Raw genomic sequence first — 24,836 nt, 5'->3', positions numbered from 1 at the left:
GTCAGTGCTCCTGTTGCGCAAATAGAGGGGAAAGATCGAAATCGGCATAACTGAAGCCGGTAAACGGCTGCTCCTTGAGATCCCAGAAGGTGCGCCGTTGCAGGCCGTGCTGGACGCTGAGTTCGGCGCTGTCGTTGACCTGGCCGATGCGCTCGCAGCGCAGCCCTTCGAAGGCGAACGCGGTCTGCACGTTGGGCCAGTCGGCTTCGTCCAGGGTCATGAGAAAGCCGTAGCTGGGGAACACCTGCAGCCAGCGCTGCAAATCACCGTCGACCGGGCATGGCAGGCGGGTCAGATCGATATCGCCGCCGCAGCCAGTGGTTTCCAGCAGCATCAGCAGGCTGCCCAGCACCCCGGCGTTGCTGATGTCCTTGGCCGCGTGCAACAGCCCGGCTTCGGCCAGCCGTGGTAGCACTTCCAGCTTGCTGCGCAGGCGTTGGGCGGGCACGCCTTCGAAGGCTTTCCAGTAGGTGCTGTCGGCATGCCAGACACCTTCAAGGTCGACGGCCATGGCGATGACCTGCCCCGGTTTGACGTGCAAGGTCGACAGCAGGCGGCTGGCGACACCGGTGATCGCCACCGCCAGCGCGGTCGGGTTATTCGCCGCCTGACTGGTGTGTCCGCCGGCCAGCAGCAAGCCGTAGGCATCGCAGGCCGCGCGAATGCCGGCGAGGATTTCCCCGGCAGCGGCGTCGTCGTGGTGCCAGTAGGCATTGACCACCGCCGTCGGCCGTCCGCCCATGGCGGTGATGTCGCTGACGTTGGCCATCACCGCCGACCAACCGGCGAACCACGGCGCCGCCTTGACGAAGCCGGGCAGCATGCCTTCGATGGCCAGCAGCTGGAAATGATCGCCGCAGGCAATCGCGGCAGTGTCGTCGCCTGGCAGCGCGTACAGCTCGGCGCGGGACAGTGTTTTGTCCTGAGTGGCAACCACTCGCGCCGGTTGCTGAATGGCCTGTTTGGACAGCATCGCCGGGGTGTTGCGCAAGACGTCCAGCAGCGCCGACAGATCCAGAGGCTCAGTCATGGCGTTTGTCCTTCAAGGCGCGCAGCGACACCTGACGTGGCATCAACGGGTAACTCGCGAGGTCAGCCTGCATCAGGCAATGCGGCTGGCCGAGCAACTGCAGGTGATCGAGGGTGTGCCAGCGCAGGCCGTGAAAATAAGCCTCGTTGGGCGCCTGCACAGTGGCACGGAAGGTGTCGCAACCCAACTCCTTGGCCCGCGACACCGCCTCGTTGACCAGCGCCTTGCCGATCATGCTGTGGCGCCGATAAGCCTGGGCCACGCACAGACGGCCGCCGTACCACAGGCCCGGTTCGGGTTGATAGATGCGCACCGCGCCAACCACCGCGTCGGCCATGCCACAACTGCCGGCCAGGGCGACGATGGCGATGGCCTGGAAGTCGTGGCTGTCCTTGTCCTGGGCCAGCAGTTGCTGCTCATCGGAAAACACCGCACGGCGCAGGGCGAAGTACGCCTGTTTCTCCCAGTGTTCGGTGGCCGGCTTGACCACCAGATCCCCGGCGCGAAACGGTTCGAACGTACTGTCGACAAGGGCAAAGGCCAGGTTGTGCATGATCCGTCTCCCGTGAAATGAATACCGCCTGTAGGAGCGCGCTTGCCCGCGATTGCGTCCGCACCGGCACCGCAATGGCGTCTGTCAATCTGCTATCGCGAGCAAGCTCACTCCTACACCAGCCCGTGGGCTATTCGTAATTCTTCAACGCCGAACAGGCACCGCACTTGGCGCAGCCGGCGTTGATCTGTTCGGAGTGCAGGCCGTGGCGACGCAGGCTGGCGCCGATCTGCGGATAGAGCCGGGCCATCATCGCGCTGTCGGGTTTCGGGTGATGGGCCAGCGGCGTGCCGTCAATGGGCACGAACGGCACCACGAACGGGTACACGCCCAACGCGCTCAGGCGTTCGCTCATGTCGACGATTGCACTCTCGCTGTCGCCCAATCCGGCGAGGATGTAGGTGCTGACCTGGCCGCGACCGAACACCTTCACCGCCGCTTCAAACGCCTCGAAATAACGACTCAGCGGCACTTCGGCCTTGCCCGGCATGATCCGCTGGCGCACGTCGTCGGTGACCGCTTCCAGGTGCATGCCCAGCGACACCACGCCGCTGTCGGCCAGACGCTGGAACCAGCGGTCGTCGTCCGGCGGCTCGCATTGCGCCTGGATCGGCAGGTCCACCGCGGCCGTCACCGCCGCTGCCGACTCACACAGAATCGCCGCGCCTCGGTCGAGCGTCTGCGGCGTGCCGGTGGTCATCACCATGTGTTTGACGCCGTCCAGCTCCACCGCCGCTTTCGCCACTTCAGCCAACTGCTGCGGGCGCTTGCGGGCGATGGTCTTGCCCGCCGCCAGCGACTGGCCGATGGCGCAGAACTGACAGGAAGTGCTGCGATCGTTGAAGCGGATGCAGTGCTGCAACACAGTGGTCGCCAGCACGTCGGCGCTGTGCAGGGTGGCGATCTTCCAGTACGGAATGCCGTCGGCGGTGCTCAGGCCGTAGAAGTTCGGCACGCCAGGCATCTTCACCTGACCGACCTGCACGCCTTCGCGGAAGATCAGCGCCTCGCTGCCATCGACACTGGGCTGCGCCTGATAGGGCGAGCTTTGCGAGGCCTGATTGAGGATCGGCACCATCATGGTCCGGCTGCCGAACGTCAGCGCCTTGTGGTCGGACGGCCCGGCACCGCCCTGCCGCGACAGGCCATTCTGCGCAGCGGGCCAGCGCACGCCGTGGCATTGCAGTTCGGCGAGCAGCTCATTGGTTTGCATGGTCGAGCTCCTCACGAACCGGCAGCATCGGGTGCGCGCTGCGCTCATGCAGTTTGGCGGTCGGCGTGCGGTCGATCAGCAGGCTGAGCAGCTCCGGGCGGCTGTAATGACCGACCGAATCCATCATGCGTTTGCGCTTGTCGATCAGCTTCAGGTCCAGGTCGGCGATGACCCAGCCCTCGCCCTTGCGCAGCGGCTCGCCGAGCAATTTGCCTTCCGGCGAAACGATGGCGGTGAAGCAACCACCGGAGATCGGCCCGAGGGCACAACCGGTGTCCTGCATGATCTGGCCTTGCTGGTCGGCATCGAGCCAGGCAGTGGCGTTGACCACGAAGCAGCCGGATTCCAGCGCATGGTGGCGAATGGTGACTTCGATCTGTTCGGCGAAAATGTCGCCGACCAGCGAGCCGGGGAACATCGCCACGTGAATCTGTTCGCCGTCGGCCATCAGGGCGTAACGGGCCAGCGGGTTGTAATGCTCCCAGCAGGCCAGCGAGCCGATGCGGCCCACGGCGCTGTCAATGGCGCGCAGACCGGAGCCGTCGCCCTGCCCCCAGACCATGCGTTCGTGGTAGGTCGGGGTGATCTTGCGCCGGTGTTGAATCAACGTGCCGTCGGCGTCGAACAGCAGTTGCGCGTTGTAGATCGTGCCGCCTTCGCGCTCGTTGACGCCGATGGCGGCGACGATGCCCGCTTCACGGCAGGCCTCGCCGATCTGCCGGGTGACATCGGACGGTACGCTGACCGACTGTTCCAGCAGTTGCAGGTGTTCCTTGCCCATCGCGAACGGCGGTTGGACGAAGGAAAAATAGGGGTAGTACGGCACCACGGTTTCCGGAAAAACCGCGAACTGCACACCCTCGCGACCCAGTGCGAGCAAGGTGTCGCACAACTTGGCGACGGTGGCTTCGCGGGAGTACAGCACGGGGCTGAACTGAACGGCGGCGGCGCGGATGGTGGTCATGGCGGGTGTGTCCTGATCAGGCGTTAATTGTTGGCGGCAGGCATTCATAGATACGTCGCCGGACGCGATTTCTGTGGGAGCGAATTCATTCGCGAAGGCGTACGGGCGACAAGGTTGCGTCGGATGTACCGGCCTCTCGCGGATAAATCCGCTCCCACAAGGATTGGCGTCAGCCTGCCCAATCGGCGCTGTCGGGGCTTACGCCGTCCAGGTATCGATGATCATCGCGCCTTCGCGGCGCATCAGCAGGCGCAGGTCCATGACGTCCAGCGGGTTGATCGGGCGGATGCCTTCGATCAGCGCTTTTTCGGTCTGGCCGTACAGCGCCTGCAGAGCGAAACGGCAGGCGTACACTTCGCCGCCCTCGGCCATGAACGCCTTGATCTGGTTGTTCACCGCCAGATGGCCAGGAAACGCTTCGGCGCCCAGAGTCGGGAAGCCGCGCTGCACACCCAGTTGCACGCCCGGTCCGTACAGCAGCACTTTGGTTTCGAAGCCTTTGCGCAGCAGGCGCTTGGCCTGCAGCATGTTGACCAGACCGATCGACCCTTCGAACGCGATGGTGTGGAAGGTCAGCAGGGCTTTTTCGCCCGGCTCGGCTTTGACGTCCTCGAAGACCTTCTCTTCGTAATTGACCAGGAAGTCGCCGTCTTGATAGTGGTTGATGTCTACGCTTGGCATGTCGTCGCTCCGTTCTCTCAGGTGTTGTCGGTGGTCTGGATCGATCACCGGGTGACAACCTGATAGAGCGAACGCCGTGCCAGAAAATAAAATCGGTTTCGACGATGCGCTAACCTGCTGATTTCACGGAAGATCCCTATCTGATCCTGTTTTTTGTCGACCGTCTGATGCTTTCGGCGCACTACGCATTCCCGTAGAACTACGATTCTTCGTACTGACAAACCACGAGATTTCGTAGCGATGAACGAGCCGGATTCACTGATTGGCTGGGCCGACCTGGCGTACTCGTCGCGGCACATGGTGTTCGAGCACTGCGCCGAAGCCATCGCCCTGCTCGACCCGTTTTCCGACCATTTCGGCGACCTCAACATCGCCGCCTGCAAGCTGCTCGGCTATCCGCGTCAGGAATTGCTGGAACTGCCGGTGAGCAAGCTGTTCGGCCATCAGTTGGCGGACCTGATCGTGTTCACCCAGGCGGTGATGGACAAAGGGCGCGGCTGGACCGACGATCTGAGTTGCAACATCAAGACCGGCGAACGCATCGAGCTGGAAATCTCGGCGACCACGCTGCAAGTCAAAGGCAGCCCGCAATTGATCCTGGTGATGCGCGAAGCCAGCCAGCAGAAGTACCAGCAGGACCAGGCCCACACCGAACGGACCATGCGCGGCGGCCTGATCGAATGGCGCAACATCCTCAACCTGTTTCAGGAGTCCGAGCGCGACAACCAGTTGCTGCTCAGTTCAGTGGGCGACGGCATCTACGCCATCGACAGCGAGGGCCTGGCGACCTTCGTCAACCCGGCCGGCGCGCGCATGCTCGGCTGGGAGGTGAAAGACATGATCGGCAAGAACATCCACCGCATTCATCACCACAGCCACGAAGACGGCAGCCACTACCCGGTGGAGGACTGCCCGATCTACAAGGCCGTGCACGACGGCGTGGTGCATGAGGGTCGGCAGGAGGTGTTCTGGCGCCGCGACGGCAGCTTTTTCCCGGTGGAATTCACCAGCACGCCGGTGATCTCCGACGGCCGCATCGCCGGGGCCGTGGTGGTGTTTCGCGACATCACCGAACGGCGCAGCACCGAAAGCCAACTACAGACCGCGCTGGACGAACTCAAGGTGCTCAAACAGCGCCTTGAGGAGCAGAACGCCTACTTGCAGGAAGAAATCCACATCGAGCACAACTTCCGCGAAATCGTCGGGCAGAGTGCGCCGATCCTGAAGATCATCAAGCAGATCGACGTGGTCGCGCCGACCGATGCGAGTGTGTTGATCAACGGCGAATCCGGCACCGGCAAGGAACTGATCGCCCGCGCCATTCACCAGGCCAGCCGCCGTAGCGCCCACCCGCTGATCCGGGTCAACTGCGCGGCGATTCCCACCGAGCTTTTCGAGAGCGAATTCTTCGGCCACATTCGCGGCGCGTTCACCGGCGCGGTGCGTGATCGGGTCGGCCGTTTCGAGCTGGCCGATGGCGGGACGTTGTTTCTCGACGAGATCGGCGAGATTCCCCTGGAGCTGCAAAGCAAATTGTTGCGGGTGTTGCAGGAGGGCCAGTTCGAACGGGTCGGCGAAGAGTGCACGCGCAAGGTCGACGTGCGCATCATTGCGGCGACCAATCGCGATCTCAGACAGGAAGTCGGCGCCCGGCATTTCCGTGAGGATCTGTACTTTCGCCTCAACGTGTTCCCGATCCAGTCCCCTGCCCTGCGCGACCGGCCGATGGACATCGCGCCGCTGGCCGCGCACTTTCTCAAACAGGTCGGCAAACGCCTGAACATGCCCGGGCGACGCCTGCGCAATAGCGATATCGAGCGGCTGCAGCGTTATTCGTGGCCGGGCAATATTCGCGAATTGCAGAACGTCATCGAACGCGCGCTGATCACGTCGACTGGCGCCGATCTCAATCTCGATTTGCCCGATGAGGCGAAGACCGTGGACAGCGGTAATGCCGGGGCGCTGCCCGTGGGCGGCTTTCTTACCGAAGCACAGATGCATGAGCTGGAGCGCAACAACCTGCAAGCTGCCCTCAAGGCCGCGAAGGGCAAGTTGTTCGGCAAAGGCGGCGCAGCGGAATTGTTGGGGGTGAAGCCAACGACACTGGCGTCGCGGCTCAAGCGGTTGGGGATCGAGGTGATTTGAAGGTGCGCCTCAACCCTCTGTAGGAGCCGGCTTGCTGGCGAACCGTTGTGTCAGTCGACTTCAATGTCACTGATCCAACGCTTTCGCCAGCAAGCCGGCTCCCACGGCCTTCGGCCAGAATCAGAAGCAGCGGTGTTCGCTGCCCCGTAGCAGCCTGGCTTGCCAGCGTCAGCGCCCTCGAAATCGCCACCGCCGGCAAGCCGGACTGCTACGGAACAACCAACACAAAACCTGTAGGAGCTGGCTTGTCCTGCGAGCGGCTGCGAAGCAGTCGTAAACCCGGTAAATGCGGTGTTTCAGGCAAACCGCATTCTGAGGTTTTACGACGGGCTCCCCGCCGCTCGCAGGGCAAGCCAGCTCCTACATAAAGCGCGTAACCACTAAACCATCAAAACCCGACACTGGCCTGGACGAAGAACGTCCGTGGCTGGCCCAGGTAGATGCCCGCGTTGTTGTCGCTGGAGCGGGTGAAGTACTGGTGGTCGAAGACGTTTTTCACGCCCGCGCCCAGCTTCAGGTTGGAGAACTGCTTGCCGAAGTCGTAGGCGCCGCGCAGGTTCCAGGTCACATAACCGGGGATGTTGCCGTATTGGCCGTCGGCGGACGGTTCGGTGATGTAGTTGCCGTTGAAACTGCCATCGGCGTTGGTGCCAGTGCCCGGTGCGCGCTGCTTGGACTGGGCATAACCGTCGATGTTGTACGTCCAGCGGTCGACTTCGTAACGCAGGCCGACGGTCGCCACCTGACGCGAATAGAACGGCAGGTCGCGGCCCTTGAAGCCGGGAATGTCGCCTTCATAGGTGGCACGGGTGTAGGTGAAACCGGCGTTGGCGGTCAGGCCGGCCAGGCGGGCATCCAGCGCGCTGAGGTCGTAATGCGCCGAGGCTTCGATGCCCTGGTGCTTGGTCGCGCCGAGATTGGTCCAGCCCACGTCGTTGCTGATGTATTGCAATTCGTCATCGAAGTCGATGTAGAACGCGGTCAGCTCGCCGCCCCAGGTGCCGTTGTCATAACGGGTGCCAAGTTCGTAGGTCTTGGCCTTTTCCGGCTGCAGGCCGTTGGCGGTGTCGTTGCCGATGCCGCCCTGCGCCAACTGGAAGTACTGCAGGCTGCCGAACGACTCCGCGTAATTGGCGAACAGTTTCCACTCGTCCGAGAGGTGGTACATCACGCTCAGCGCCGGCAGCGGCTCGTTGTTGTTGACGCTGCGGTCCTTCTCCTGCACGCGCACGCCGTTGGTGCCGAGCACCGGGCGCTCGTGCCAGTCGGTGCTGATGCGCTCGAAGCGAATGCCCGGGGTGATGGTCCACTTGCCGACGTCGATCTTGTCGTCGATGTAGAACGCCGTGGCCTCGGTGCCGCCGGTGCGGTCCTGATAGACATGGCCGTCGGAGCCCGGAATCACCACCGGGGTGTTGTTGACCAGGCCCAGGCGCGACGCCTGCTCGTGCATGGCCTCTTTCAGGTAACGCGCGCCGACGCTGACTTCCTGCGTGGTCGGGCCGAGGTCCAGCACATGGGACACCCGCGGCTCGATGCCAAAGGTGTGGTAGGTACGCGGGAACGAGCCGAGGGTTTTCTGGTCGCGCGCCGCGATGTTGCTGCCGCGGAAACTGTCGGTGTAGTAGGTCAGCACTTCGGCCTGGGTCGACTCGTCGATCTGGCGCTTGTACTTGATGGAGATGTCCTTGCGCCGGCCGCTGAAGTTGTCGTAATCGCGGTCCGACTGGTACGGGTTGGCGTCGAACTGCTTCTGGGTCAGGCCGCCGGGCATGTCGGCCTTGGCGTCGTAGTAATGGAAGTTCACCGACAGATCGTCCTGCTCGGTCAGCGCCCAGTGGGTCTTGAGCAGCACGTCGTCGATATCGTTGTCGTTGTTGCTGGAGCGGTAGCCGGAACCGTTGACGGTGGAGTACAGCAACGCCGCGCCCAGACCGTTGTCGGCGGTGCCGCCGATGAACATGGTTTCCATGTTCTTGTAACCGCCGTGGCGGCTGGTTTCGATGGTGCTGGACAGATCACCGGTGAGTTTTTCCGGAATCGCCCGGGTCACGAAGTTGATCACCCCGCCGACGTTCTGCGGCCCGTAACGTACGGAACCGGCACCGCGCACCACGTCGATGCTGTCGAGGTTGCCCGAAGAAATCGGCGCCATCGACAGTTGCGGCTGGCCATACGGAGCGAACGCCGCCGGCACGCCATCGATCAGCACGGTGGAGCGTGGCGACAGACGCGACGTCAGACCGCGCACACCAACGTTGAGGGAAATGTCGCTGCCGCCGGTGCCGTTGGATTCCTGCACCTGCACACCGGGAATCCGTCGCAGCACGTCGCCGACGTTCTGCGCGCCCTGCTCGACCATGGCCTGACGACGGACCACGGTGCGTGCGCCAGGGTGGTTCTGCACCACGGCCTGATCGGCATCACCGAGCCAGTCACCGACCACGCTGACCTGCATCGGCGCGATTTCCATGCTGCCTGGGGTGGCGTCGGCGCTGCTGCCGGCCGGCTTGAGCACCACGGTGTCGGCGGACATTTCGTAGTCCAGCCCGCTGCCCTTGAGCAACGTACGCAGCGCCTGCTCCGGCGACAGGTTGCCATCGACGGCCGGGGCCTGTTTGCCGGCGACCAGATCGGGGCTGAAGAACAATTGCAGGGAGGTCTGCTGACCCAGTTGACTCAACGCGGCGCCCAGCGACTGCGCCTGAATGTGGATGGCCGTGGGCGCACCTTCGGCATAGCTGTTAGTGGCGACGGCACCGACGGCCAGCGCCAGCACCCAAGGCAGCAGGCGGGAAGATTGCGGTGCGGGAAGCGTACGACTGACAGCCAATTGGAGCGCGTTGAGTCTATTGTTTTTCACGTCGAGTCTTGTCCTGAAAAGTCCGAAGGCTGCGCTTATCTAAATGCTAAGCAATCGCAGTTGGACAAGAAGACGAAGAGCTCGAAAAAAACCTGAATCTATCGCGAAAAAATTTCCTGACTGCCGTCGGCCAGGGTCCGCACCGCCACCGGCAAAATGCTCGGCAAGGCCCGGACCAGAGCATCCGTGTCGTCGGATTTGAACACGCTGGTCAGGCGCAGATTTTCTGCCTTGCCAGCGGCAACGTGCAGCGGTTTCTCGCGGTAGCGCGACACTTCCCGCGCCACATCGCCAAGGGTGGCGTTGTCGAACACCAGCTTGCCGCCGCGCCAGGCGGTGATCGCGGCCGTGTTGACCGAGCTGGCAGGCGCGACCGTGCCGGACGCATCGATGCTCGACCCCAGCCCGGCCGTCAGCGTCACCTGGTTGCCCTGCTGATCGCCACGCCCCTTGACCTTGACCGTGCCGGACTCCACCGCCACCAGCGTCTGCGCGCTGTCGCGCCGGACGTCGAAACGGGTGCCAGTGACCGTCACCGAACCGTTGCCGGTCTGCACCACGAAAGGCCGCGAGGTGTCGTGCTCGACGCTGAACATGGCTTCGCCCTGGGTCAGTTCGATCTGCCGGCTGCGCTCGAAGAAATGCACTTTCATCCGCGTACGGCCATTGAGATCGACCACCGAACCGTCCGGCAACGCTACCTGGCGCCGCTCGCCCAGCACAGTGGCGAATTCGGCGCTGTAATCGGGCTCGCGGTTGAGGCCGAAACACAGCCCGCCGCCCACCACCATCGCCACCAGACTGGCAGCCACGGCATAGCGAAAGAACGTGCCACGGGCCGCTTTCGGCGCGGCCCGCAACGGAACCGGCTCGTCGGCCTCGCACAAGGCTTGCAGGCGCTCGCGCGGCAACAGCTCGGCGGCGCCCCACAGGCTCTGCAGCAGGCGAAATTCATGGGCATGCTGATCATGTTCGGCCAGCCAGGCCTGGAAACTGTCGTTTTCCTCGGCGGGCAGTTCGCTGTCGCGGGTGCGGCTGAACCAGAACGCCGCCTGGTCGCGTACAGCCTCTGCACCGCATGTGCATTCACGGTCCGTCGTCATGAAATGTCCTGATCTGATGAAAGGCGGGCCAGCGCCCGGTGACGATGCTTCATGGCGCCGAAGCGTCCAAGCGGTCACGCAAGTGGCGAAGTGTGCGAATCATATACTTCTCCACCATGTTCTTGCTCAAGCCCAGGCGCTCGGCAATCTCCAGCTGCGTCAGCCCTTCAAGCTTCTGCCAGACGAACACCTTGCGGCAATTGAGCGGCAACTCGGCCAGCGCCCGCTCCACGGAGTCGGCCAGTTGAAGGGCATGCATGAACGCCTCCGGGTCACCTGCGTGGCCGGCTGAACTGTCGAGGGAGTCGAATTCCAGCTCGCTGCGCCGGTCTTCCCGACGCCAGGTGTCGACCGCGATATTGCGGGCGGTCCTGTGCAGGTAGGCACGCGGCTGCTCGACGCTGGCCCCGCCCGCTTCCAGGACCCGGACGAAGGCGTCATGGGTCAGGTCTTCAGCCTGATGACGATTCTTCAGACGCCGGGTCCAGGTGCCCACGAGCTCTTCGTAATGATCAAGAAAGCCTTTACTGCGTGGCAGCTTGAGAGTCATGGGGAACGGGGTTCTGGGGTGGAGGTCGCGAATAGTAATGCTTCGTATTAGAGGTCGCAATGTGCGGGAGACAGTCATCCGCTGAGTGGGATAGACCATGGTCGTGTATGGGAGCGGTCTGTTTGGCCTATTCACCTGCGGGGGTGTGATCAACACAAATCCGGTGGGAGCGTGGCTTGCCCGCGAAGGCGATTTGTCAGACAACTTCGCAGCGTCTGTTCTGGCATCTTCGCAGGCAAGCCACGCTCCCACAGATTCAGGTTGGCCGCTCAAAACGGAAAAGAATGCCTTACTGCGGCGGCGTCGACTGATAGCTTGGCAGCGCCTGCATGCGCTCCCACCAGTCGGCGAAACCGTCGATGGCGAACACTTTCCCGGCATCCGGCACCATCGACAGGTAGGCGCAGGCCGGCGCCAGATACAGGTCGCCGATGCTCAACGCCTTGCCGGCGATGAATGGGTCGCCGCCCTTGATCTTCATGATTTCGCTCAGCACCAGCCGCGACTTTTCGATGCCCTTGGCCAGGGCCTCGTCGTTCTGGCCGCCGATGAAATCGGGAAACAGGTAATAGCCGAACACCTGGGCCATCGACCCGTAGCCGTAGGAATCGTAGATACCCTGGGCCATGTGCGAGCGGGCGCGGTCGCGGGCGTTGTCGGGGGTCAGCGAAGTGCCGGGCAGCACTTCATCCAGATAGGCGGTGATAGCGCTGGTTTCGATCACCCTGAAGCCGTCGTGATCGATCACCGGCACCTTGCCGAAAGCATGACGGGCCAGATGCGCGGGCTGGTGCGGCTCGCCTGTCATGACATTGACCGGGACCTGATCGAAGTTCGCGCCTTTCTCCTTGAGCAGCATCTTGACCGTGCGCACGTAGGGACTGCCGTTGAAACCGTAGAGTGTGAGACTCATGACGATCGCTCCAACATTAGAGGGGAGCTTGCACTGTAGCCCAGCCCGGCAGATGCACAGTGCCAGCTGCAAAAAAGCGACCGTTGGTCGTTCAGGCCGGACGGCCAAGGGATGCGCCTGACGCGACGCTTTTGATTCTGGCCAAAGGCCGAAGGAGCCGGCTTGCTGGCGAAGGCGTCGGATCAGTCAACCGAGTGGTGTCTGAACTGACGCTTTCGCCAGCAAGCCGGCTCCCACAAGTGCGCGCGAGAGTTGCCGTTCCCGGCGAGGCTCAAACCCGCAACGGCGCGCTATCAGCCAATGAACTCATCAGCAGACACGACTTTGGCGTAACCGAAACGCAGCGCCGCCATGAACGCCGCATGCACCTGCGCGGCAGGCACGGTCACGCCGTTAAATTCCAGATCATGAGTGGCGCAGGCGTCGTGGATCACGGTGGTCTTGAAGCCGAAATCGTCGGAGGAACGGGTCACGGCGTCGATGCACATGTGGCTCATGTTGCCGATTACGGTGACGTTCTCGATCTTGCGCGCCTTGAGGATGTTCAGCAGTTCGGTTTCGCGGTACGGGTTCATGAAGTGCTTGAGGATCACCTGCTCGTCGCCCTGCGCAGCCGCCTTGGGGTGCAGTTGCGCGCCGTCACTGCCCGGTACGAAGAATGGCGCGTCGGGCGACGGGGTTTCGTGGCGAATGTGGATCACCAGATCGCCCTTGCGGCGGGCGTCGACGATGATGCGCGCGCCGTTGTCGGCAGCGGCTTCGATACCGTTCAGCTGCCATTTGCCGCCGGGGAAGTAGTCGTTCTGGATGTCGACGACGATCAGTGCTGTGTTGCTCATGGGGATCTCCGTTAAGCGCATGAAAAGCCAACGACCGACCAGGCAGGACGGTCCGATGCGAGGATGATCACCGTTACCGGTTGTTCAATGAACCCCATGAACAGGCAATTGATCATTGCAGAAACTGAAACGCCAACCACACGGCCTGTTCGCCTTCGGCACGTTACGCAAACCCTTTGTAGGAGCTGGCTTGCCCTGCGAGCGCGCCGGGGTCGCGTCCGACCGGAGTCGTCGTAAAACCTGCTTGGCTTGTCTGACACTCCGCCGAGTCTGCTAACGCAGCCTTGTTTCGCCTGGCGGCGAGTTACGCGCCCCCCTGTAGGAGCTGGCTTGTCCTGCGATCGGCGACGAAGTCGTCGTAAAACCTGTGCACGCGGTGTGTCATTTTGATTGCTGAGTCTGCTAACGCAGCCTGTTTCGCCTGACGGCGAGTTACTTGGAAAAGCCCCAAGTAACCAAGGGCTTTCTACCCCGCCATACGGCACCTCGCTAATGCTCGGTGTACCCTCACTCCGGCAATGCTCCGTGGGCACGCCGCGAATGGGCCATCCATGGCCCACGCGGCTCTCGCGGCATCCATGCCGCTCGGCGCCACTGCGCATCGCCTGCGTTCGGCCTTCTGGAACGGGGCCCCAACATCAAAATCAAAATCTCTGCGAGGCGGACTAACGTCCGATCTGTCTGGCCGAACGCAATCCCCTGCAGGAGCTGGCTTGTCCTGCGACCGGCTGCGTAGCAGTCGTTAACCCTGACGACTATGCATTTCTGACACACCGCGCTCACCGTTTTTACGACGAGTGCCTCGCCGGTCGCAGGGCAAGCCAGCTCCTACAGACAGGCAGTGATCATTCCGGTTGTGTTGCCATGCCAAGACCCCGCTCCCACAGGACCTCATTGAATCACACCCTCCATAGCGCTCAGCTCATACCCATCAGCACACCTATTAGCCAAGGACAATTCCTACAAAAAAAGAAGCACCTTCTGATTCTTGGAACAGCACACAACTGCTAATAAACCGACTCTTAATTTGAGCAACAGGACGTCGCCAATGATTGGATCGAGAGTCATCCCCCAGAAACAGAATCGCAGAATATGATCTGAAAGATATCGAGGCTCCTTTTTTTGCTGTATCAAAAATAGAAAGATCACTCTATGGCCAAAGAGACATCTATGGACTTAATGACCTAATCAGGGAGTGCCGCCTTAGACACGAATGCGGCAACCATATTCCTGTTAAACGCGTTCTTGAAAAAATACGCCGTGGCGACTGGCTGTTGGCGACGCGCGATCCCTTTAGCCCTCTGAGTGAGGATACATCTGGCAAGTACGCGCACATCACCGGCAAACGGTCTCCATGGACTGACCATATCGGCGCATGTGGATTGCTATCGCCTTCTCAGCCGTCACCACTAATGACGCCACGCCCGTACATCGATGAGGCATCCGAGCGCCCTCCAATTAACGATAAAAAAGGTCCGGGCAGATGGGTGACAAAAGAGATTGATTACGACGGCATCAAAAACTCTGCGGTGTTCCTGGCAAACCGCCTGACCTCGATGGGCGACGAAGGCCGCGCATTTGGATCTGACGGAAAGGACTACGCCAACACATCCCGCACGGTCATCCAGGAATGGCAGCCACTCACAGATGACCAACTCCACCTGGCCCACAAGTCGGTGATCCGTGAATTTGGAGAGCTGCGCAAGATCAAGCAGCAGTATCTGGAAGGGAATGACGACTGGCAGATATCCGGTAGTTCCTGGCACTGGCAACCCGTAACGGCCGATGTGATTTACGAATTGAAAGAGGATTGATGTCTTGCCTGACATGATGGCTAACGCCGGTCGAACCTGGTTGATGTGGGGGATCTTCGATGCACTCTACGTTGTGCGCTATATCATCTACAGCGTGCTTCACAGCAGAGTGCCTTATATCGAAGATTTTCGGAATAGCATGGAAATACTGGCAGGCCGAGATATTGGCACTCAGGTTCTGGCGTCATTCAGTTGGGCTCTGGATCTTTCAATGATCATAAGCAGCATCCTGTTTCTAGGAAAATGGCACATCGCAAGATGGCTCGCAGGGCTGCAAATACCGCTGCGACTCTTGCTGTTCGTACCCTCCGTTTCAATACTGTTCATGGGTGGCAATCCCGCCGTTCGATACGGTACTGCGTTGATGTTGGTACTGCTCGTCGTCTCGGAATGTCTTAAAGGGTGGACATTGTGGGCCACCCGGAAAAGCCCTTGTTTACGCTGAACACCAACACCTTCGGCTGAAGCAGTCCGCGCAAACACCGTGGGAGCGAATTCATTCGCGAGAGGCCGGTCCTGACAGACATGAATCTGTCGCCTGACATAACGCATCGCGAATGAATTCGCTCCCACAGGACTTCAATCAACCGCGCCGTCCGTACTCATTTCTCAGTGATACCCATCCCCGATCCGCACCTTGCCGCGGAACACGTAGTAGCTCCAGAAGGTGTACATCAGGATGATCGGCAGGATGAACAGTGCGCCGATCAGGGCGAACAGTTGGCTTTGCGGTGGCGAGGCGGCGTCCCACAGGGTGACCGAGGGCGGGATGATGTTGGGCCACAGGCTGACCAGCAGGGCGATGTAGCTGAGGAACACCAGCGCCAGGGTGAACACGAATGGCCAGTGGGTGTGGCGCAGGCTCAGGGTCTTGAGCAGCAGGCCGAACGACAGCAGGCCGAGGATCACCAGCACCGCGAAGGCCACGGTGTGGGCTTGGCTGAACCAGCGGGCGCCGATTTCCGGGTGCAGGATCGGCGTCCATATGCACAGGATCACCAGCACGCCCGCCAGGGCGAAGGCCAGTGGCCGGGTGTAGTGGCGCATTCTCGATTCCAGCATGCCTTCGGTCTTGACCAGCAGCCAGGTGCTGCCGAGCAAGGCGTAGGCGACGATCAGGCCCAGGCCGCAGAACAGCGGGAACGGTGACAACCAGTCCAGCGAGCCGCCGGCAAAGTGGCGATTGACCACCGCAATTCCGGACAGGTAGGTGCCGCCAACCACGCCCTGGCAGAAGGTCGCCAGCAGCGAGCCGCCGATGAAGGCCCAGTCCCAGATATGACGCTTTTCCGGGCTGGCCTTGAAGCGGAATTCGAACGCCACGCCGCGGAAGATCAACCCGGCCAGCATCAGGATCAGCGGCAGGTACAGCGCTTCCAGAATCACCGAGTAGGCCAGCGGAAAGGCGCCGAACAGCGCCGCGCCGCCGAGCACCAGCCAGGTTTCGTTGCCGTCCCAGACCGGGGCGACGGTGTTCATCATCACGTCGCGCTCCTGCGCGTCGGGAATCAGCGGAAACAGAATGCCCAGCCCCAGATCGAAGCCGTCCATGATCACGTACATCACTACGCCAAAGGCGATGATGCAGGCCCAGATCAGCGACAGGTCTATGCCTTGAATACCCATGAGTAAAGATCCTGTTCTATCAGTGTACGGAGTCGCTGGCGGTCAGCGTTTCGGTGACGGCGGACAGTGGCCGGCGCGGTGTGCGCGACTGGCCGGGACCGCCGACCGGCGGATGTTCGTGGTGTGGCTGCGGGCCCTTGCGCACCAGGCGCATCATGTAGCCGATGCCCACGGCGAAGACCGAGAAGTAGATGACCACGAACAGCGCCAGGGAGATGCTCATCTGCGCCACCGAATGCTGCGACACCGCGTCGGCCGTGCGCAGCTGGCCGTAGACCACCCACGGCTGGCGGCCGACTTCGGTGGTGATCCAGCCGGCGAGCAAGGCGATCAGCCCCGACGGCCCCATGACCAGCGCCAAACGCAGGAAGCCACGGTTTCTATAGAGCGCACCCTTGCGCCGCAGCAGCAGGCTCAAGAGCCCGGTGAGGATCATCAACATGCCCAGCCCAGCCATGACGCGGAAGCTCCAGAAGATGATCGTCGCGTTGGGGCGGTCCTCCGGCGGGAACGACTTCAATGCCGGGATCTGCTTGTCGAGGCTGTGGGTGAGGATCAGGCTGCCCAGATACGGCACTTCGATGGCGTATTTGGTCTTCTCCTCTTTCATGTCCGGCAGACCGAACAGCACCAGCGGGGTCGGTTCGTTGCCGACGTTTTCCCAGTGCCCTTCGATAGCGGCGATTTTTGCCGGTTGATGCTCCAGGGTGTTCAGGCCATGGGCATCACCGACCACCGCCTGGATCGGCGCGACGATCAGCGCCATCCACATCGCCATCGACAGCATCTTGCGCACGTGCGGGGTGTCGTTGCCGCGCAACAGGTGCCAGGCCGCCGACGAGCCGACGAAGAACGCCGTGGCGACGAACGCGGCAATCGCCATGTGTGCCAGGCGGAGCGGGAACGACGGGTTGAACACGATGGCCAGCCAGTCCATCGGCACCACCCGGCCGTCGACGATGCTGAAGCCTTGGGGTGTCTGCATCCAGCTGTTGGACGACAGAATCCAGAAGGTCGAGATCAGCGTGCCGATCGCCACCATCACCGTGGCGAAGAAGTGCAAGCCACGCCCGACGCGGTTCCAGCCGAACAGCATGACGCCGAGAAAGCCGGCTTCGAGGAAAAACGCGGTGAGCACTTCGTAGGTCAGCAGCGGCCCGGTGACACTGCCGGCGAAGTCGGAAAAGCCGCTCCAGTTGGTGCCGAACTCATAGGCCATGACCAGCCCGGAGACCACGCCCATGCCGAAATTGACGGCGAAGATCTTCGACCAGAACTGATACAGGTCGCGGTAGACCGGGTTGTCGGTTTTCAGCCACAGCCCTTCCAGCACGGCGAGAAAACTGGCCAGGCCGATGGTGATGGCCGGAAACAGAATGTGAAACGAAACGGTGAACGCGAACTGCATTCGCGCCAGGTCCAGCGCCTGCAAATTGAACATGAGAGATCCCCTGCCGTGGCAAGCGCGAGGCTTGCGGCCATGTCTGCGGATAAAGGTTTGACGAGGACGGGCGTCGTTGGCCGACGCCCGTTGCAGCCGATCAGGCTGCGGTCGAGCCGATCAGGTTGCTGGCCCTGGCTTTGGCGAACTTGATCGCGATGAACTTCGAGGTCGGCGTGTACGTGCGGTCGCCGTAACTGTCCAGCGGCACCAGCGGGTTGGTTTCCGGGTAGTAGGCGGCGGCCTGGCCCTTGGGCAGGTCGTAGGCGATCAAGGTAAAGCCCGACACGCGCCGTTCGCGACCGTCGTCCCACAGGGAAATCATGTCGACCTTCTCGCCCGGCTCGAAGCCCAGGCGGCGAATGTCTTCTTCGTTGGCAAACACCACTTCGCGCATGCCGTAGACCCCGCGATAACGGTCGTCGAGGCCGTACAGCGTGGTGTTGTACTGATCGTGGGAACGCATGGTCTGCAGGATCAGATCGGGTTTTTCCTTGAGGCTGCGCACCGCCGCGCTGACCAGGTGCTCGGGCAAGGCGCTGGGGATGAACCGGGCCTTTTTCGTGGTGGTCTGCCAGACGCGGTTGGCGACGGCATTACCGAGGTGGAAACCGCCCGGATGCTCAAGGCGCTGGTTGAAATCCTTGAAGCCGGGGATGACATCGGCGATCAGGTTGCGGATGCGGCTGTAGTCTTCGATCAGCCACAGCCAGTCGACCGGATTGGCGCCTAACGTGGCGTTGGCGATGCCGGCGAGAATGGCAGGCTCGGAACGCATCAGCTTCGACTTCGGCCGCAACTGGCCGTGGGAAATGTGCACCATGCTGAAGGTGTCTTCCACGGTGATGCCCTGCGGGCCGGTGGCCTGCATGTCGATGTCGGTGCGGCCCAGAGTCGGCAGGATCAATGCGTCCTTGCCGGTCACCAGATGGCTGCGGTTGAGCTTGGTCGAAATCTGCACGGTGAGGTCGCAGTTGCGCAGCGCGGCGTGGGTGCGCGGGCTGTCCGGAGTGGCCTGGGAGAAGTTGCCGCCCAGCCCGATGAAGACCTTGGACACGCCCTCCTCCATGGCCTTGATCGCGGTCACGGTGTTGTGACCCTCTTCGCGCGGCACCTTGAACTGAAAGCGGTTTTCCAGAGCATCGAGCAGCCACTTCGGCGGGATCTCGTTGATGCCCATGGTGCGGTCGCCCTGCACGTTGCTGTGGCCGCGCACCGGCGATACCCCGGCACCTTCACGGCCCATGTTGCCGCGCAGCAGTTGCAGGTTGATCACTTCCTGAATGGTCGGCACCGAGTGGGTGTGCTGGGTCAGGCCCATGGCCCAGCACATGATCACGCTCTTGGCCTTGGCGTACATGCGCGCTGCCAGCTCGATGTCGCTCAACGCCATGCCCGACTGTTCGGCGATCTGCTCCCACGGCGTGGCCTCGACGGCACGCAGGTAGTCATCCAGACCGGAGGTCTGGGTGGCGATGAACTCGCGGTCGAACACCGGCTCGCCGCCCGTGGCCAGCGCTTCCTTTTCCCACTCCAGAAGAAACTTGGCCATGCCGCGAATGGCTGCCATGTCACCACCCAGCGCCGGACGGAAGTAGGCGGTGTTGGTCGGCTCGGAGCCGTTGCTGAGCATTTCCAGCGGATGCTGCGGGTGCTGGAAACGTTCCAGGCCGCGTTCCTTGAGCGGGTTGAAGACGATCACCTGGGCACCGCGCTTGACCGCTTCACGCAGCGGTTCGAGCATGCGCGGGTGGTTGGTGCCGGGGTTCTGGCCAATGACGAAAATCGCGTCGGCCTTTTCCAGGTCATGGAACACCACGGTGCCCTTGCCCACGCCGATCGATTCAAACATGCCGACCGCGCTGGCTTCGTGGCACATGTTCGAGCAATCGGGGAAGTTGTTGGTGCCGAACGCGCGCACGAACAACTGATAGAGAAACGCCGCCTCGTTGCTGGCCCGACCCGAGGTGTAGAACTCGGCATGGTCCGGCGATTCGAGGCGGTTGAGGTGTTGGGCGATCAGGGCGAAAGCGTCATCCCAGCTGGTTTCGACGTAATGGTCGGTGGCGGCGTCATAACGCATCGGATGGGTCAACCGACCCTGATACTCCAGCCAGTAATCGGTCTGCTGCAGCAGTGTCGACACGCTGTATTTGGCGAAGAACGCCGGATTGACGTTACGCCCGGTGGCTTCCCAGTTGACCGCCTTGGCGCCGTTCTCGCAGAACTTGACCATGCCGTTTTCCGGCGACTCGCCCCATGCGCAACCGGGGCAGTCGAAACCACCGTTCTGGTTGGTCTTGAGCATGGCCCGAATATTCTTGAAGGCGTTCTCGCTGCCCAGCCAGTTCTTGGTCACGGCAATCAGCGCCCCCCAACCGGCGGCGGCACCTTTATAGGGCTTGTAACGGTCAACCTGATTCATGAGATATCTCCATGATCGGCGCACGAGCAGGCGCACGACCCCTATTTTCAGGACGGTTAAAACTTGAGAGAAATGAGCCAGACCGGTTGTTTCAATTGAACAAGGTTGGCATGGAGCACACATTAAGTTTGAAAGAACATACTGTCCAATCGCTATTTACGACCGAACAATAAGCGCTTTCTATCACCGCCGAACACCTATACCTGAGGGTGATGAATATATATGAACGTAGTCCTGACACTGCTGATAGATCGCACTTATCATCCAGTCATTAATAACGATTGGACGCTGGCAATCTCCCTGTTTAGTCTGCACATCTGAAGTTTTATTCTGTCGCGCACACGCGATTCATCGACCGGTTTTCATGCCGGAAAGAGGCTGACATGTCCCAACGTGTATTGACCGACGGCTTTGCCCGCAACGTTGATTATTTAAGGATGTCAGTCACCGACCGTTGCGACTTCCGCTGTGTGTATTGCATGGCCGAAGACATGGAATTTCTGCCGCGGCAAAAAACCCTTTCCACCGATGAACTGTTCCAGGTCGCACAAAGCTTCGTCGCCCTCGGCACGCGCAAGATTCGCCTGACCGGTGGCGAGCCGCTGGTACGTCCCGGCATCGTCGACCTGTGCGCGCGCATCGCCGCCCTGCCCGGCCTGAAGGAACTGTGCATGACCACCAACGGTTCGCAGCTGGGCAAGCTGGCGAAGCCACTGCGCGAAGCCGGTCTTGCGCGCATGAACGTCAGCCTCGACAGCCTCGACCCGGCGCGCTTCAAGGCACTGACCCGCACCGGCGACCTGAACAAGGTCATCGACGGTCTCGATGCCGCGTGGGACGCGGGCTTTCGCCAGACCAAGCTCAACTGCGTGGTGCTCAAGGGCCGCAACGATCACGAGATCAACGACCTGGTCGACTTCGCCATCGAGCGCCATCTGGACATCACCTTCATCGAAGAAATGCCGCTGGGCATCATCAGCGAACACAGCCGCGCCGAGTCGTTTTTTTCCAGTGATCAGGTGCGCAAGGTGATCCAGCAGAAGCACACCTTGATCGACTCTGCCGAATCGACCCGCGGCCCGTCGCGCTACTGCCGCCCGGCCGACGCGCCGCACATCCGTATCGGCTTCATCTCGCCCCACAGCCACAACTTCTGCGCCACCTGCAACCGCGTGCGCCTGACTGTCGAAGGTCGTTTGCTGCTGTGTCTGGGCAATGAACACTCGGCGGATCTGCGCGCGGTGCTGCGCGAGTTTCCCGATCAACCGGACGTGCTGGAACGGGCGATCATCGAAGCGATGAAACTCAAGCCTTACCGCCACAACTTCCAGGTCAATGACGAAGTGCAGGTGCTGCGCTTCATGAACATGACCGGGGGTTGAGGGCCAGCTTCATCTACATAACCTTCACTGAATGAACTTGTGCGCCTTGTGGGAGCGAATTCTTTCGCGAGAGGCCAGTGCTGACGACATCAATCTGTCGACTGGCATGACGTCTCGCGAATAAATTCGCTCCCACAGGGGTTTCGGTTTTCACTGGTGATCCTGCAAACGCCACAAAACCCGTAGGAGCGCGCTTGCCCGCGATGGCGTCGGGTCAGGCGACACAGTGCTGACAGGACAGACGTCATCGCGAGCAGAGCTCCCTCCCACAGGATGTGTGTGTTTGCCGCCTCTCCAACGGGTGACTCAAAACCCGTAGCAGTCCGGCTTGCTGGCGACTGCACAGGATCTGTGGGAGCGGGCTTGCCCGCGATGGCGCCGGGTCAGGCAACAAACCTTCAGTGGCAGAAGCAAAGCCTTCGCGGGCAAGCGCGCTCCTACAGATGCGGCGCTCGCTCAGCCCCGCGTCGCGCAGGGCTCAGCTTTTTTCAGGTGCGGGACGAAGTTGCAGGGGCGGTAGCGGTTGTCCAGTTGATCGGCGAGGATGCTTTCCCACGCCGTGCGGCAGGCGCCGGTGGAACCGGGCAGGCAGCACACCAGCGTGCCATTGGCCAGACCGGCCAGGGCTCGCGATTGCACGGTCGAGGTGCCGATGTCGAGAATCGAACTGGCGCGGAACAATTCGCCAAAGCCGTCGACCACCTTGTCCAGCAGGCAAGTCACCGCTTCCGGCGTGCTGTCGCGGCCGGTAAAACCGGTGCCGCCGGTGATCAACACCACCTGAATCTGCTCGCTGGCAATCCAGGTCGCGACCTGTGCGCGGATCTTGTACAGGTCGTCCTTCAACAGATTGCGCTCGGCCAGAATATGCCCGGCTTCCTGAAGACGGCTGACCAACAACTGGCCGGATGTATCGGTGGCATAGTCCCGCGTATCACTGACAGTCAATACCGCAATATTCAACGGAACAAACAGCGCCGCTGCTGGCGTGCTCATGGCAATACCCCGTGAGGTTCGTTTATATGTGCGGGATATTAATAAGCGCCCAACTATGCCGTCCAATCACTCTATTTAACCGTTTGATTGAAACGGTCGATCACCCTTGAGCATGACGCAGACGCACATAGACCGCGTCGATGATGCCTTCGACAGAAACGATTTGACCGTCTTCACTCCCCAAACAACCATGCACCCTTCTCAAGTGGCAGACGCTACGGCAGGTATTGACCATGGACATCAAGCAGCTCAAGTTCCTCATCGCGCTGGACCAGACCCGCCACTTCGGCCAGGCCGCAGCACGCTGCAACATCACCCAGCCCACGCTGTCCATGCGTCTGCGCAACCTTGAAGAGGAACTGGACGTGGTTCTGGTCAATCGCGGCCAGCGCTTCGAAGGCTTCACCGAGACGGGCGAGCGCGTACTGGCCTGGGCGCGCACCCTGCTCGCGGCCCACGACGGCCTGTTCGCCGAAGTCGCGGCCTGTCGCGGGCAACTGGTCGGCAGCCTGCGTCTGGGCATGGTGCCGCTGAGCAGTTTCAACCCGATCAGCTACATGCAATACCTGGCCGAGTCCTTCCCGGAACTGACCTTCTCGGTGCATTCGATGAGTTCCGACGAGATCATCGAAGGCCTGGCCAACAACCAGCTGGACTTGGGCGTGTGCTATCTGGAGCACGTCAATCAGAACTACTTCGAGTTTTTCGAGATCGGCTCGACCAAGGTCGGTCTGCTGTACGACAAACGCCATTTCGATTTCGAAGAGGGCGAGATCAGCTGGGAAGACGCCGCCGATCTGCCGCTGGGCATGATCACCGACGGCATGCACTTCCGGAAGTCCATCGACCTGAGCTTCCGCAGCCGCGGCCTCAATCCGCGCCCGGTGCTGCAGAGCGATTCGACCTATCAGTTGCTGCAGGCCATTCACGAAGGCTTCTGCTGCGCGGTGATGCCGATGGGCAACGGCATCGAGAACTCCGACAACAACCTGGCATTCGCCAGGCTGCCGGACTCCGACATTCTGGCGCCGCTGGGCGTGGTGATGCGTTCGACCGAACCGCGTTCGGCCATTGCCGAGAAGTGCTACAGCGAGGCCAAGCGGTTTTACTGCAAATAAACAATTCGTTATTCGATCACCCTGTTCACCCGGGGTGATCGACAGATCCAATCAAGGCATCGGAACAAAAGATTGGACGCACTTCGGGGTGCTTCATAAACTTTCTCCACTGTACTTTCATGTTGGAAAGTTCTCGCGAGTGGAGAAAGTTGCTGTCTGACAACTTATTTTCGTCTTTCTTGTTCCGCTCGAAATAAACCTGCGGCGATCACGTTCGCCTCAACTAATGATTCGGTCACGATGGGGTATATCGATACTTCGTGGTGCGCTGTCTATTTCGTGTCGCCCGTCGGGCGCAAGGATCAAACATGCAAAACATCAACGACGCCGAGTGTCAGACACTGACGCATCTGGACAGTGAAGGCCGCGCCACCATGGTGGATGTCGGCGACAAGGAATGCACCGAACGCGAAGCCAGCGCCCAGGCCTGGGTGCGCATGAAGCCCGATACCCTGAAGCTGATCCAGAGCAACGGCCACCCCAAGGGCGATGTGTTCGCGGTGGCGCGGGTCGCCGGCATTCTTGCCGCGAAGAAGACCCACGAGTTGATCCCACTGTGTCATGCGTTGTTGCTCAACGCCGTCAATATCGACATCAAGGCAGTGGCCCCGGACAGCATCCGTATCGTCGGCACGTGTCGCGTGCGCGGTCAGACCGGCGTCGAGCTGGGGGCGCTGACGGCGGTGTCGATCGCGGCGCTGACGATTTACGACATGTGCAAGGCCGTCGACCGTGGCATGACCATCGAGGGCGTCGGTCTGTTGCGCAAGGCCGGCGGCCGTTCGGGGACGTTCACGGTCGAGCAGCAGCGTTGAGTGGTTGTCAGCCCGGCGAGATCGTTGCCAGCAGGCCGATGCCAATGGTGAGTGCGAGGAATCCAAGCAGGAAAAGCGCCATCTTGCCCATGTGAATCTCCTTCAGAAAGGTTTGCAGTACAGCGTGGCTGGTTACTGCACAAACAGGCCGGTCAGGTCGGTTGAAGTGGCCGGGAATGGGCAAATTGTGCGACGCAGAGCTGTTTCAGTACAGATTCAGGTTTATCTTAAAAATACGGATCAGATGATCTGCAAGGCTGAACCTGTAGGAGCTGGCTTGTCCTGCGACCGGCGACGCAGTCGTCGTAAATCCTGCGCACTCGGTGTGTCAGTTACTCCGCCGAGTCTGCTAACGCAGCCCTGTT

General features: G+C 61.3%; 20 protein-coding genes. 6 read left to right on the top strand and 14 right to left on the bottom strand.

The genetic code is table 11. The features are described from left to right. Position 1: 1 nt before the first annotated feature. The 5 genes from ACIPL0_RS27545 to ACIPL0_RS27525 all read right to left on the bottom strand — a co-directional run bounded on the left by ACIPL0_RS27545 (position 2) and on the right by ACIPL0_RS27525 (position 4,441). Complete coding sequence (locus ACIPL0_RS27545; protein WP_400602778.1) at positions 2-1,030, bottom strand: sll0787 family AIR synthase-like protein; 1,029 nt, start codon at positions 1,028-1,030, stop codon at positions 2-4. Beyond that, the gene (locus ACIPL0_RS27540) at positions 1,023-1,583 is read right to left on the bottom strand and encodes an MSMEG_0567/Sll0786 family nitrogen starvation N-acetyltransferase (protein ID WP_400602777.1); all 561 of its coding nucleotides are present in this window, start codon (positions 1,581-1,583) and stop codon (positions 1,023-1,025) included. Before ACIPL0_RS27540 ends, ACIPL0_RS27545 begins: the two co-directional genes overlap by 8 nt. A gap of 130 nt (positions 1,584-1,713) precedes the next feature. Next, a complete protein-coding gene (locus tag ACIPL0_RS27535; RefSeq protein WP_400602775.1) occupies positions 1,714-2,796 on the bottom strand; it encodes an MSMEG_0568 family radical SAM protein in 1,083 nt (360 codons plus the stop codon). Then, a complete protein-coding gene (locus tag ACIPL0_RS27530) occupies positions 2,783-3,760 on the bottom strand; it encodes a Nit6803 family nitrilase (RefSeq protein WP_400602773.1) in 978 nt (325 codons plus the stop codon). The genes ACIPL0_RS27535 and ACIPL0_RS27530 overlap by 14 nt, the downstream gene beginning before the upstream one ends. Positions 3,761-3,958: 198 nt before the next feature. Further along, a complete protein-coding gene (locus ACIPL0_RS27525) occupies positions 3,959-4,441 on the bottom strand; it encodes an MSMEG_0572/Sll0783 family nitrogen starvation response protein (RefSeq protein WP_062387355.1) in 483 nt (160 codons plus the stop codon). Between the two features lie 240 nt (positions 4,442-4,681). Between ACIPL0_RS27525 and ACIPL0_RS27520 the strand changes: the two genes are divergently transcribed. Then, complete coding sequence (locus ACIPL0_RS27520; protein ID WP_400602771.1) at positions 4,682-6,586, top strand: sigma 54-interacting transcriptional regulator; 1,905 nt, start codon at positions 4,682-4,684, stop codon at positions 6,584-6,586. A 388-nt stretch (positions 6,587-6,974) separates the two neighbouring features. On the opposite strand, the gene ACIPL0_RS27515 is transcribed toward ACIPL0_RS27520, so the two are convergent. The 5 genes from ACIPL0_RS27515 to ACIPL0_RS27495 all read right to left on the bottom strand — a co-directional run bounded on the left by ACIPL0_RS27515 (position 6,975) and on the right by ACIPL0_RS27495 (position 12,854). Beyond that, a complete protein-coding gene (locus tag ACIPL0_RS27515) occupies positions 6,975-9,419 on the bottom strand; it encodes a TonB-dependent siderophore receptor (RefSeq protein ID WP_400602798.1) in 2,445 nt (814 codons plus the stop codon). A 128-nt stretch (positions 9,420-9,547) separates the two neighbouring features. After that, entirely contained in the window at positions 9,548-10,552 is a 1,005-nt protein-coding gene (locus tag ACIPL0_RS27510; RefSeq protein WP_400602769.1) for a FecR family protein, read from the bottom strand. Positions 10,553-10,601: 49 nt separating this feature from the next. Beyond that, positions 10,602-11,102 (bottom strand): sigma-70 family RNA polymerase sigma factor, encoded by a 501-nt coding sequence (locus tag ACIPL0_RS27505; protein WP_400602767.1) that lies wholly within the window; start codon positions 11,100-11,102, stop codon positions 10,602-10,604. A 289-nt stretch (positions 11,103-11,391) separates the two neighbouring features. Beyond that, on the bottom strand, positions 11,392-12,015 hold the full coding sequence (locus tag ACIPL0_RS27500) for a glutathione S-transferase family protein (protein ID WP_400602765.1): 624 nt from the start codon (positions 12,013-12,015) through the stop codon (positions 11,392-11,394). Between the two features lie 293 nt (positions 12,016-12,308). Then, positions 12,309-12,854 (bottom strand): cysteine hydrolase family protein, encoded by a 546-nt coding sequence (locus tag ACIPL0_RS27495; RefSeq protein WP_400602764.1) that lies wholly within the window; start codon positions 12,852-12,854, stop codon positions 12,309-12,311. 1,052 nt (positions 12,855-13,906) lie between these two features. Here ACIPL0_RS27495 and ACIPL0_RS27490 point away from each other — a divergent pair. Both ACIPL0_RS27490 and ACIPL0_RS27485 read left to right on the top strand, forming a co-directional pair. Then, positions 13,907-14,668: a hypothetical protein gene (locus ACIPL0_RS27490; RefSeq protein WP_400731630.1), complete on the top strand. Its 762-nt coding sequence runs from the start codon at positions 13,907-13,909 to the stop codon at positions 14,666-14,668. Positions 14,669-14,672: 4 nt separating this feature from the next. Then, positions 14,673-15,113 carry a hypothetical protein gene (locus tag ACIPL0_RS27485; protein ID WP_400602760.1) on the top strand — a complete coding sequence of 147 codons (441 nt, stop codon included), beginning with the start codon at positions 14,673-14,675 and terminating at the stop codon, positions 15,111-15,113. Between the two features lie 164 nt (positions 15,114-15,277). Here ACIPL0_RS27485 and cydB read toward each other — a convergent pair whose 3' ends face one another. From cydB to ACIPL0_RS27470, 3 genes are all read right to left on the bottom strand, one after another. Next, complete coding sequence (cydB, locus tag ACIPL0_RS27480; protein WP_400602758.1) at positions 15,278-16,294, bottom strand: cytochrome d ubiquinol oxidase subunit II; 1,017 nt, start codon at positions 16,292-16,294, stop codon at positions 15,278-15,280. A gap of 19 nt (positions 16,295-16,313) precedes the next feature. Continuing rightward, complete coding sequence (locus ACIPL0_RS27475) at positions 16,314-17,735, bottom strand: cytochrome ubiquinol oxidase subunit I (RefSeq protein ID WP_400602756.1); 1,422 nt, start codon at positions 17,733-17,735, stop codon at positions 16,314-16,316. A gap of 100 nt (positions 17,736-17,835) precedes the next feature. Continuing rightward, the gene (locus ACIPL0_RS27470) at positions 17,836-20,160 is read right to left on the bottom strand and encodes an FdhF/YdeP family oxidoreductase (protein ID WP_400602754.1); all 2,325 of its coding nucleotides are present in this window, start codon (positions 20,158-20,160) and stop codon (positions 17,836-17,838) included. 383 nt (positions 20,161-20,543) lie between these two features. Between ACIPL0_RS27470 and moaA the strand changes: the two genes are divergently transcribed. Continuing rightward, the gene (gene moaA / locus ACIPL0_RS27465; protein WP_400602752.1) at positions 20,544-21,542 is read left to right on the top strand and encodes a GTP 3',8-cyclase MoaA; all 999 of its coding nucleotides are present in this window, start codon (positions 20,544-20,546) and stop codon (positions 21,540-21,542) included. 456 nt (positions 21,543-21,998) lie between these two features. Here moaA and moaB read toward each other — a convergent pair whose 3' ends face one another. Then, positions 21,999-22,538, bottom strand: a complete 540-nt coding sequence (gene moaB, locus ACIPL0_RS27460; protein ID WP_400602750.1) for a molybdenum cofactor biosynthesis protein B — start codon at positions 22,536-22,538, stop codon at positions 21,999-22,001. Positions 22,539-22,771: 233 nt separating this feature from the next. On the opposite strand from moaB, the gene ACIPL0_RS27455 reads away from it, so the two are divergent. Together ACIPL0_RS27455 and moaC are read left to right on the top strand one after the other, a co-directional pair. Beyond that, a complete protein-coding gene (locus ACIPL0_RS27455) occupies positions 22,772-23,656 on the top strand; it encodes a LysR family transcriptional regulator (RefSeq protein WP_400602748.1) in 885 nt (294 codons plus the stop codon). A 308-nt stretch (positions 23,657-23,964) separates the two neighbouring features. Further along, the gene (moaC, locus tag ACIPL0_RS27450; RefSeq protein ID WP_400602746.1) at positions 23,965-24,471 is read left to right on the top strand and encodes a cyclic pyranopterin monophosphate synthase MoaC; all 507 of its coding nucleotides are present in this window, start codon (positions 23,965-23,967) and stop codon (positions 24,469-24,471) included. The last annotated feature ends 365 nt before the right edge of the window (positions 24,472-24,836 follow it).

It is taken from the genome of Pseudomonas sp. NPDC090208 (genome assembly GCF_044746785.1).
In the GTDB taxonomy this organism is placed as follows: Bacteria; Pseudomonadota; Gammaproteobacteria; order Pseudomonadales; family Pseudomonadaceae; genus Aquipseudomonas.
The sequence above is the reverse complement of the archived record's forward strand: the minus strand, read 5'-3'. Positions and strand labels throughout refer to the sequence as shown.